Below are 9,433 nucleotides of genomic sequence, written 5' to 3'. Positions count from 1 at the left end.
GTTCGCCACCTGTTCAGCCCCGGGTTGCCGGATGTCACCAGGGTCGTCGGGCGCGCTCTGATAGATTGGTCTATACCACACGACCACTCTCCAGATCGGCAGGCACAGCGTGGAAGTTGTCATCGTCCCGGACGCCAAGGCAGGCGGCGAGCTGATCGCGGAGGCCATCGCCGCCCTGGTCCGCCGCAAGCCCGAGGCGCTGTTGGGTGTGGCCACCGGCTCGACTCCGCTGCCCGTCTACGAGGCGCTGGCGGCCAAGGTGCGCGGCGGGGAAGCGGATGTCTCGCGTACCCGCATCTGCCAGCTCGACGAGTACGTGGGGCTGCCCGCCGGGCACCCCGAGTCGTACCGGTCCGTGGTGCTCCGCGAGGTCGTCGAGCCGCTGGGGCTCGGCGCGGACGCGTTCATGGGGCCGGACGGCACGGCCGAGGACGTGCAGGCGGCCTGCGAGGCGTACGACCGCGCACTGGGCGAGGCCGGCGGGGTGGACCTCCAGCTGCTGGGCATCGGCACCGACGGTCACATCGGCTTCAACGAGCCGTGCTCCTCGCTCGCGTCCCGCACCCGGATCAAGACGCTGACGCAGCAGACCCGGGAGGACAACGCCCGGTTCTTCGACAGCCTGGACGAGGTGCCGCACCACGTCATCACCCAGGGCATCGGCACCATCCTGGAAGCCCGCCACCTGGTGCTGCTGGCAACCGGCGAGGGCAAGGCGGACGCCGTGGCGCAGTCCGTCGAGGGTCCGGTCTCGGCGCTGGTGCCGGCGTCCGCGCTCCAGCTGCACCCGCACGCCACGGTCGTCGTCGACGAGGCCGCCGCGTCCAAGCTCAAGCTGGCCGACTACTTCCGCGCCACGTACGCCGCCAAGCCGGAGTGGCAGGGCCTGTAAGAGCCGGTAAGACCTCTAAGAGCCGGTAAATACCGCGACGCGGCCGGGGCACCCACACGGGGCCCCGGCCGCGTCACGTCATGCGCCGGACGTTGGTTCCGCCGGGCCGCGGCTCCCCTTCCGCGGCCCGGCGGAGTTCACCCACCCGCGATGACCTCCGCGGCGGCGCGTCCGCAGACGCGGGCCGCGCCATGGGTGGCAATGTGCAGGGCCCCGCGCGGGGGCGCCTGTGGCAGGCCCATCTCGACGACCACCGTGTCCGGGCGGGCGTCGAGCAGGGCGTCGAGGGCGTCCGTCATCCAGGCGTGCCGATGCGCGTCGCGGACGACGGCGACGATCCGCCGCTCCCCCGCCGCCCGCAGGATCTCCTCCGTCCGGGCGCGCGCGTCGGTCGTGGCGGCAGCGGCGTTCCCGTACGTCCCGGTCTCCGTACCGGGCAGCAGCCTCCCCAGCTCCGCGGCAACCCCCCACGGCGTCTCATCGCCGACGGCGATATTCGCCACGGGTGTGAAGGCCGCGACGTACGCGGGCGCGCGCAGCGGCTCGCACGGACCGTTACGGGTGACCCGCAGCGCGCGGCGAGCCGCCACCAGGCCGGCCTCGGGTGCGGGCGCGACCCCTCGCTCCCCAGAGAGGGTCCCCTGTGCCGCGCCCGCACTCCGGGTCCACCGTGCCAGGGCGCGGACCCGCGCCGCGGCGTCGGCGAGCCGCTTCTCCGACAGCTCGCCGTCGCGTACCGCCCTCACCAGGGCGTCGCGCAGCCGCAGCACGGTGGCTTCGTCGGCCAGTCCGCCGCCGACGCAGATGGCGTCGGCACCGGCGGCGATGGCCAGGACGCTGCCCCGCTCGATGCCGTACACCGCGGAGATGGCCTGCATCTCCATGCCGTCGGTGACGATCAGACCCTCGAAGCCGAGGCCGCCCTCACTGACGGGGGCGCGCAGCAGGCCGGTGAGCACATTGCGGCTCAGGGTGGCGGGCAGCGTGCCGTCCAGGGCCGGGAGCAGGATGTGCGCGCTCATCACGGCCTTGGTGCCGGCGGCGATCGCGGCCCGGAAGGGCACCAGCTCGCGTTCCTGGAGGGTGCGCAGGTCTGCGGCGATGCGCGGCAGGTCGTGGTGGGAGTCGACGGCGGTGTCGCCGTGGCCCGGGAAGTGCTTGGCGCAGGCGGCGACGCCGGCGGACTGGAGCCCTTCGACGTACGCGGCGGTGTGGCGCGCGACCAGCAGCGGGTCGGCGCCGAAGGACCGTACGCCGATGACCGGGTTGGACGGGTTGGAGTTGACGTCGGCGGACGGCGCCCAGTTCAGGTTGACGCCGCACTCGGCCAGCCGGCGGCCCAGTTCACGGGCCACGTCGTGGGTGAGCCGCGGGTCGTCGACCGCGCCCAGGGCGAGGTTGCCGGGGAAGGACGAGCCGCCGCGCACTTCGAGGCGGGTGACGTCGCCGCCCTCCTCGTCGATGGCGACGAGGATGTCCTCCCGCTCGGCCCGCAGCTCGGCGGTGAGCGCCGCGAGCTGGTCCGGCGAGGCGATGTTGCGGCCGAACAGGCCCACCGAGGCCAGCCCCTCGCCGAGCCGGCGCAGCAGCCAGTCGGGCGCCGAGGTGCCGGTGAAGCCGGGCTGGAGGACGGTGAGCGCGTCGCGGGTGAGGGTGTCGGACGGGCGTACGAGTGTCGTCATGGCGCGCGTCATCCCTTCACTGCGCCGGCGGTCAGTCCGCCGACCGCCTTGCGTTGCAGGAACAGGAACAGGACCAGGATGGGCAGGGCGAAGATCGAGGCGGCGGCCATCGTGGCGCCCCAGTCGTCGCCGAACTGGCTCTGGAACTGCGAGAGCCACAGCGGCAGCGTGCCCTTGGCCGGTTCCTTGTTGAGAACCAGCACGAGCGGGAATTCGTTCCAGGCGGTGATGAAGCCGAACAGCGAGGTGGCCATCAGGCCGGGCGCCAGCAGCGGGAAGATGACCTTCACGAACGCCTGGGTGCGGGTGCAGCCGTCGACCATCGCGGACTCCTCCAGCTCCTTGGGCACGGCGGCGACGTAGCCGCGCAGCGTCAGGAGGGTGAAGGGCAGCACCATCAGCATGTAGAAGAAGGTCAGCGGCACCAGGCTGTTGAGCATGTCGGCGTCGCGCACGATCATGTAGATCGAGATGACCAGGACCTCCCAGGGCGCCATCTGGGCGACCATGAAGGCCAGGAGGATCCCCTTGCGGCCCTTGAAGCGCATCCGGGCGATGGCGAAGGAGCCGCACAGCGCGATCAGCAGGGAGAACACGACGGCGAGCACGGTGACGGTGACCGAGTTGCCCACCAGCGACCAGAAGTTGGGCGCGTTGACGGCGGTCGAGAAGTGTTCGAAGGTGCCGTGCAGCGGGAACCACACCGGGTCCTCGGTGATGATGTCGCCGTTCGGCTTGAAGGCCGTGGTGAACATCCAGTACACGGGGAAGACGAATCCGAGGGCGAGCACGAGCGCCGCCGCGTTGGGCCAGATGCGGCCGAGCAGGGAGCGCTTCACGCCTCGTCCTCCTCTTGCTTGAGGGTCAGTCGCAGGTAGTACGCGGTCATGCCGAGCAGCACGATGATCGTCAGCAGCGAGATGGCCGCGCCCATGCCGAAGTGGAGGTTGCCGACGCCCTCGGTGAAGGCGTAGATCGGCAGGGTCTCGGTGAGCCGGTCCGGGCCGCCCTCGTTGATCGCGAAGATCTGCGGGAACGCCTTGAAGACCCAGATGATCTCCAGGAACGTGGTCGCCAGGAAGAACGGCTTGAGGAACGGGAAGGTGACGCTGGTGAAGACCTTCCAGGTGCCGGCGCCGTCCATCCGGGCCGCCTCGTACAGCTCCTTGGGGATGGTGGTGGTCGCGGCGTAGAGGTTCAGCGCCACGAACGGCAGCGACTGCCACACGATCAGCACGGTGATGACGAAGAAGGTGGACAGCTGGCTGCCGACCCAATCGTAGTGGGCCATCGAGTGCCAGCCCAGCTTGTCCAGCACCCAGTTGACGATGCCGTAGCGCGCGTCGAACAGCCACTGGAAGACGGTGGTGGCGGCGATGACGGGCATCGCCCAGGTCAGCACCAGCGCGACGGACAGCACCAGGCGCATCTTCTTGCCGAGCCGGGCCAGCAGCAGGCCGATCAGCACGCCCAGCACCATGATCAGGACGACGTTGACGGATGTGAAGACGATGGTGCGGACGGTGACCCGCCAGAACTGCTCGCCGCCCAGGATGTCCGCGTAGTTGCCGAACCCGCGCCACTCGGTGAGGTGCTGGATCAGCTGCTTCATGTTCAGGTTCTGGAACGAGAGGACCAGGTTCCGCACCATCGGCCAGCCCAGGAAGACCGCGGTGGCGGCCAGGGCCGGGATCAGCAGCAGGTAGGGGGCCTTTCCGGCGGCCCGGCCGGTCCCGCGGCGGCGACCGGGCGGCGGGGCGCCGCCCTTGCCGATCCGTGGCGCGGGATTCTGCACCGCGTCCTCGATCTGCACTGACATGTCCCGCTACTCCCCATCACCCGGTCGTGCTCGTGCTGGTGGTTCCGTGCGGGGGCCGGGACGGCCGGCTCCCGTACGGAACCCGTTGGTGGCGGTCCCCCGCGACTGGCGCCGCCGCGGGGGACCGCGGTCACTGGTGCCGTGGCGCGTCGCGCGGATCCGTACGGACCGGACCGCCGGACGCGCCGCCGGTCACTGCTTCTGCGCCAGCCGCTTGTTGATCTCGCCCTCGACGTCCTTCGCGGCGTCCGCGGGGGCCTTGCCGTTCAGAACCGCGGTCATGTAGTTCTTGATCGGGTTCGGGGTGTTCTCGACCTGGGCCCACTCGGGGATCAGCGGCGTGGTGCCGCTGGACTTGGCGGCGCCGGGCGCGGCGGCCTCGGCGGCCGGGTTGCCCTTGGCGGCGTCCGCGAGGTCGGGGGACTTCGGGCTCCAGCCGACCTCCTTGACCATCTGTCCGTCGTTCTTCTTGGACAGTGCGACCTTCAGGAACTCCTTGGCCAGCTCCTGGTTCTGGCCGCCGCCGGCGACCGCGAAGTTGGAGCCGCCGAGGAAGACGCCCTCGGGCTTGTCGGCGGTCTCACCCGGGATGGGGAAGAAGCCGATGTCGTCCTTGATGGCCGGGTTGGCCTTGACGGCGGTGGGGCCCTCGTAGCCCATGGCGATGATGGCGCCCGTCTTGCCCTTGGAGAAGATCTCCGCCTGCTGCGGGGTGGCCTCGTCCTTGTTCTTCGGGGCGGAGCTGAAGGCCTGGTACTGCTTGTAGATGTCCATGGCCTTGGAGACCTTGGGGTCGCCGAGGTTGGAGACCCACTTGTCGCCCTGCTTCTTGACCAGGTCGGCGCCGGTCCCGATGGTCAGGCCGTCGAAGAAGTACCAGTTCTGGCCGGGCAGGTAGAGCGGCTCGGCATCGGTCTTCTGCTTGATGGTGTCGAACGCCTTGAAGAGCTCCGAGCGGGTCTTGGGCAGTTCCTTGATGCCCGCCTGGGCCCAGATCTTCTTGTTGTACATCACCACGCGGTTGCCGGCGTACCAGGGGAGCGCGTACTGCTTGCCGTCGACGAGGGAGGCCTTGTTGAAGGACTCGTTCCAGTCCTTGCCGATCTCCTTCTTCAGGTCGCCCAGCTCCGCGAGCGCGCCGGCCTTGGCGTACGCGGCGGTCTGGGTGTTGCCGATCTCGACGACGTCGGGCGGGCTGTCCTCGGACAGGGCGGTGGTCAGCTTCTGCTGGATGCCGTTCCACTGCTGGACGCGGAACTCGACGGTGGCGCCGGTCTTGGCCTTGAAGTCCTCGGCGACCTGCTTGGTCCACTGCGCCGGGTTGGAGCCGTCCATCACCCAGACGATCAGCTTCTTGCCCTTGAAGCTCTCGGCCCCCGCCGAGCCGCTGCCGCTGGACCCACAGGCAGCGACACTCACCAACATTCCCGCGACTGCCGTCGCCGCTATGAGTCCACGCTTCATTGCGCTCTCCCCTAAAGGCTGGCTGGTGGTCTTTAATGGTTTAGACCAGTGCCCGCAGCTTGGCCTAGACCTTTTGGGGTGTCAAGGGTGTATAAGAGTCGCTGTCAGGTCCGTTACCGGACCGACATCTGGGGCCTGTCGCCGCGGTAGCGGCGTGTGCCCGCGAGGCAGACGCTACGTTGGCGTCGGGCCCCGCGAGCGGGCACGGACCAGCAAGGGAGCATCGGGACCCCACCCGTGCCACGATGTGAGCCGCTACGTACGGAGGAGCCGGTGACGGCAGCGCGACAGGAGTCGGAGAGGCGGGTCATGGAGACCGACGGGGGCAGTGCGGACAACGGCGGCGGCGCGCGCACCGCCCGCGTACCGAAGTACTACCGCCTCAAGCGCCACTTGCTGGAGATCACCGAAACACTGCCGCCGGGCACCCCGGTCCCGCCCGAGCGGACCCTGGCCGCGGAGTTCGACACGTCCCGTACGACCGTACGCCAGGCCCTCCAGGAACTGGTCGTCGAAGGGCGGCTGGAACGCATCCAGGGCAAGGGCACGTTCGTCGCCAAGCCCAAGGTCTCGCAGGCCCTGCAACTGACCTCCTACACCGAGGACATGCGGGCCCAGGGCCTGGAACCCGCCTCACAGCTGCTGGACATCGGCTACGTCACCGCCGACGACCGGCTGGCCGGGCTGCTGGACATCGCGGCCGGCGGCCGGGTGCTGCGCATCGAGCGGCTGCGGCTGGCCAGCGGGGAGCCGATGGCCATCGAGACGACCCACCTGTCCGCGAAGCGGTTTCCCGCGCTGCGCCGCAACCTCGTCAAGTACACCTCGCTGTACACGGCGCTGTCCGAGGTCTACGACGTGCGCCCGGCGGAGGCCGAGGAGACCATCGAGACGTCGCTGGCCACCCCGCGCGAGGCCGGGCTGCTCGGTACGGACGTGGGCCTGCCGATGCTGATGCTCTCCCGGCACTCCCTCGACACCGAGGGCGCCCCGGTGGAGTGGGTGCGCTCGGTCTACCGCGGCGACCGCTACAAGTTCGTGGCCCGGCTGCGGCGCCCGGCGGACTGAGGACCCGGCGGCGGGGCGGTCCCCTTCCGCCGCCCCGCCTGCCCCGCACCTCGCCGCGGTATGGCGCGACCCGCCCCGCTGCCTCTACGGTCCTTCCGTCGTCGCGTCGACGGGAGGACGTACCGGTGCGCCCAGCAGGCCAGCCACGAACCGCCGCCAGTCCCCGAAAGATCGCCGTGTGGACGGCCGTGGCGCTGGTCGGCGCCGCCGGCTGGACGCTGCTCGCACTGTCCCGCGGGGAGGAGGTCTCGGCCGCCTGGATGGTCGCCGCCGCGCTCGGCTCGTACGCCATCGGCTACCGCTTCTACGCGCGCTTCATCGCCACCCGGGTACTGCGCGTCGACCGGACCCGGGCCACCCCCGCCGAACGGCTGGGCGACGGCGTGGACTTCCACCCCACCGACCGCCGGGTGCTGCTCGGCCACCACTTCGCGGCCATCGCGGGCGCCGGGCCGCTGGTCGGGCCGGTGCTCGCCGCCCAGATGGGCTATCTGCCCGGCACCATCTGGATCATCGTCGGCGTCGTCTTCGCGGGCGCCGTGCAGGACATGGTCGTGCTGTTCTTCTCCACCCGGCGCGACGGCCGGTCGCTGGGGCAGATGGCGCGCGAGGAGATCGGCGTGCTCGGCGGGGCCGCCGCACTGCTCGCCGCCTTCGCCATCATGATCATCCTGCTCGGCGTACTGGCGCTGATCATCGTCAACGCGCTGGCGCAGTCCCCCTGGGGCACCTTCTCCATTGGCATGACCATCCCCATCGCCCTGCTGATGGGCTTCTACCTGCGGGTACTGCGCCCGGGGCGGGTCACCGAGGTCTCGCTGATCGGCGTGGCGCTGCTGGTGCTCTCACTGGTGGCGGGCCGCTGGGTCGCCGACTCGTCCTGGGCCGACACGTTCACGCTGCAACCGAAGACGCTGGTCGTCTGGCTGGTGGCGTACGGGTTCATCGCGTCCGTACTGCCGGTGTGGACGCTGCTGGCACCGCGCGACTACCTCTCCACCTTCATGAAGATCGGCACCATCGGACTGCTGGCGGTCGGCGTGCTGGTCACGCTGCCGAACCTGAAGATGGACGCGGTCACCCACTTCGCCGGGCGCGGGGACGGCCCGGTCTTCGCGGGCTCCCTCTTCCCGTTCGTCTTCATCACCATCGCCTGCGGCGCACTCTCCGGCTTCCATGCCCTGATCTCCTCCGGCACCACGCCCAAGATGGTGCAGAAGGAGACCCAGATCCGCATGATCGGCTACGGCTCGATGCTCATGGAGTCGTTCGTCGCGGTGATGGCGCTGGTCGCGGCGTCGATCATCGACCCGGGGCTGTACTTCGCGATGAACGCGCCGGCCGGCGTCATCGGCGACACCGTCCAGTCGGCCTCCCAGGCCGTCGCGCACTTCGGATACAGCATCTCCCCCGACCAGTTGGCGGCCGCCGCCAAGGCCGTCGAGGAGCAGACGCTGCTGTCCCGTACGGGCGGCGCGCCCACCCTCGCCGTGGGGGTCGCGGACATCTTCTCGCAGGTCTTCGGCGGGGCCGGGATGAAGGCGTTCTGGTACCACTTTGCGATCATGTTCGAGGCGCTGTTCATCCTCACCGCGCTCGACGCAGGCACCCGGGTGGGCCGCTTCATGCTCCAGGACATGCTGGGCAACGTCTACAAGCCGCTGCGCAGGGTGAGTTGGAAGCCGGGGCTGGTGCTGTGCAGCGCGGCCGTGGTCGCGCTGTGGGGCTACTTCCTGTGGGTCGGCGTGCACGAGCCGCTCGGCGGCATCAACCAGCTCTTCCCGGTCTTCGGCATCGCCAACCAGCTGCTGGCGGCGGTCGCGCTGACCGTCTGCACCACCCTGCTGGTCAAGTCCGGGCGCGTGAAGTGGGCCTGGATCACCGGCGTCCCGCTCGCCTGGGACGCCACCGTCACCCTCACCGCGAGCTGGCAGAAGGTCTTCTCCGGCGATCCCAAGGTCGGTTTCTTCACCCAGCGTTCGGTCTACCAGGACGCCATCGACGCCGGGAAGGTGCTGCCGCCCGCCAAGACCATGGACGACATGCACACGGTCGTCACCAACTCGACGGTGGACGGCGTGCTGTCGGCGGTCCTCGCGCTGCTGATCGTCGTGGTGATCGCGGACGCGGCCCGGGTGTGCGTACGCCATCTGCGCAACCCGTCCGCGACCCGGCTCAGCGAGGCCCCGTACGTGGAATCGGCGATCGTCGCGCCCGCCGGGCTGGTGGCCTCCAAGGAGGAGAAGGCGGAGCTGGCGGCGGCGGAGCGGAGCGGGCCGTGAGCAGGGCGCGGCGGGCGCTGGGCCGGATCCGCTGGTACGTACGGGAATTGACCGGCGAGAGCGGGTACGAGCGCTACGTCGCACATGTCCGGCAGCACACGCCCGACGCGCCGGTCCCCAGCCGCCGGGAATTCGAGCGGTGGCGCGCCGCGGAGCGCGAGGGCGATCCCCGCTCGGGCTTCCGCTGCTGCTGAGGTGGCCGGTTCGTTGCCGTACCGATATGCGG

At 70.2% G+C, this 9,433-nt stretch carries 8 protein-coding genes; 4 read left to right on the top strand and 4 right to left on the bottom strand.

The window, feature by feature from the left end; all coding sequences use genetic code 11:
• Positions 1–109 precede the first annotated feature (109 nt).
• Positions 110–892: a glucosamine-6-phosphate deaminase gene (gene nagB / locus IH45_RS0106080; protein WP_030662518.1), complete on the top strand. Its 783-nt coding sequence runs from the start codon at positions 110–112 to the stop codon at positions 890–892.
• Positions 893–1,029: 137 nt separating this feature from the next.
• Here the strand turns inward: nagB and IH45_RS0106075 are convergent, their stop codons facing one another.
• From IH45_RS0106075 to IH45_RS0106060, 4 genes are all read right to left on the bottom strand, one after another.
• Entirely contained in the window at positions 1,030–2,574 is a 1,545-nt protein-coding gene (locus tag IH45_RS0106075) for a glycoside hydrolase family 3 protein (RefSeq protein ID WP_030662514.1), read from the bottom strand.
• Between the two features lie 8 nt (positions 2,575–2,582).
• On the bottom strand, positions 2,583–3,413 hold the full coding sequence (locus IH45_RS0106070; protein ID WP_030662511.1) for a carbohydrate ABC transporter permease: 831 nt from the start codon (positions 3,411–3,413) through the stop codon (positions 2,583–2,585).
• Complete coding sequence (locus IH45_RS0106065; RefSeq protein ID WP_030662509.1) at positions 3,410–4,393, bottom strand: carbohydrate ABC transporter permease; 984 nt, start codon at positions 4,391–4,393, stop codon at positions 3,410–3,412. Before IH45_RS0106065 ends, IH45_RS0106070 begins: the two co-directional genes overlap by 4 nt.
• A 192-nt stretch (positions 4,394–4,585) precedes the next feature.
• Positions 4,586–5,857, bottom strand: a complete 1,272-nt coding sequence (locus tag IH45_RS0106060) for an extracellular solute-binding protein (protein ID WP_032916865.1) — start codon at positions 5,855–5,857, stop codon at positions 4,586–4,588.
• 309 nt (positions 5,858–6,166) lie between these two features.
• Here IH45_RS0106060 and IH45_RS0106055 point away from each other — a divergent pair, with 309 nt between their 5' ends.
• The 3 genes from IH45_RS0106055 (at position 6,167) to IH45_RS0106045 (ending at position 9,401) form a co-directional block, all read left to right on the top strand.
• A complete protein-coding gene (locus IH45_RS0106055; protein ID WP_030662504.1) occupies positions 6,167–6,925 on the top strand; it encodes a GntR family transcriptional regulator in 759 nt (252 codons plus the stop codon).
• Between the two features lie 125 nt (positions 6,926–7,050).
• Positions 7,051–9,207, top strand: coding sequence for a carbon starvation CstA family protein (locus IH45_RS0106050; protein ID WP_030662501.1), 2,157 nt, complete (start codon positions 7,051–7,053; stop codon positions 9,205–9,207).
• Positions 9,204–9,401: a YbdD/YjiX family protein gene (locus IH45_RS0106045; RefSeq protein ID WP_030662498.1), complete on the top strand. Its 198-nt coding sequence runs from the start codon at positions 9,204–9,206 to the stop codon at positions 9,399–9,401. Before IH45_RS0106050 ends, IH45_RS0106045 begins: the two co-directional genes overlap by 4 nt.
• Positions 9,402–9,433: the final 32 nt, after the last annotated feature.

This window comes from Streptomyces rimosus subsp. rimosus (assembly GCF_000720725.1).
Classification (GTDB): domain Bacteria; phylum Actinomycetota; class Actinomycetes; order Streptomycetales; family Streptomycetaceae; genus Streptomyces; species Streptomyces rimosus_A.
The sequence above is the reverse complement of the archived record's forward strand: the minus strand, read 5'-3'. Positions and strand labels throughout refer to the sequence as shown.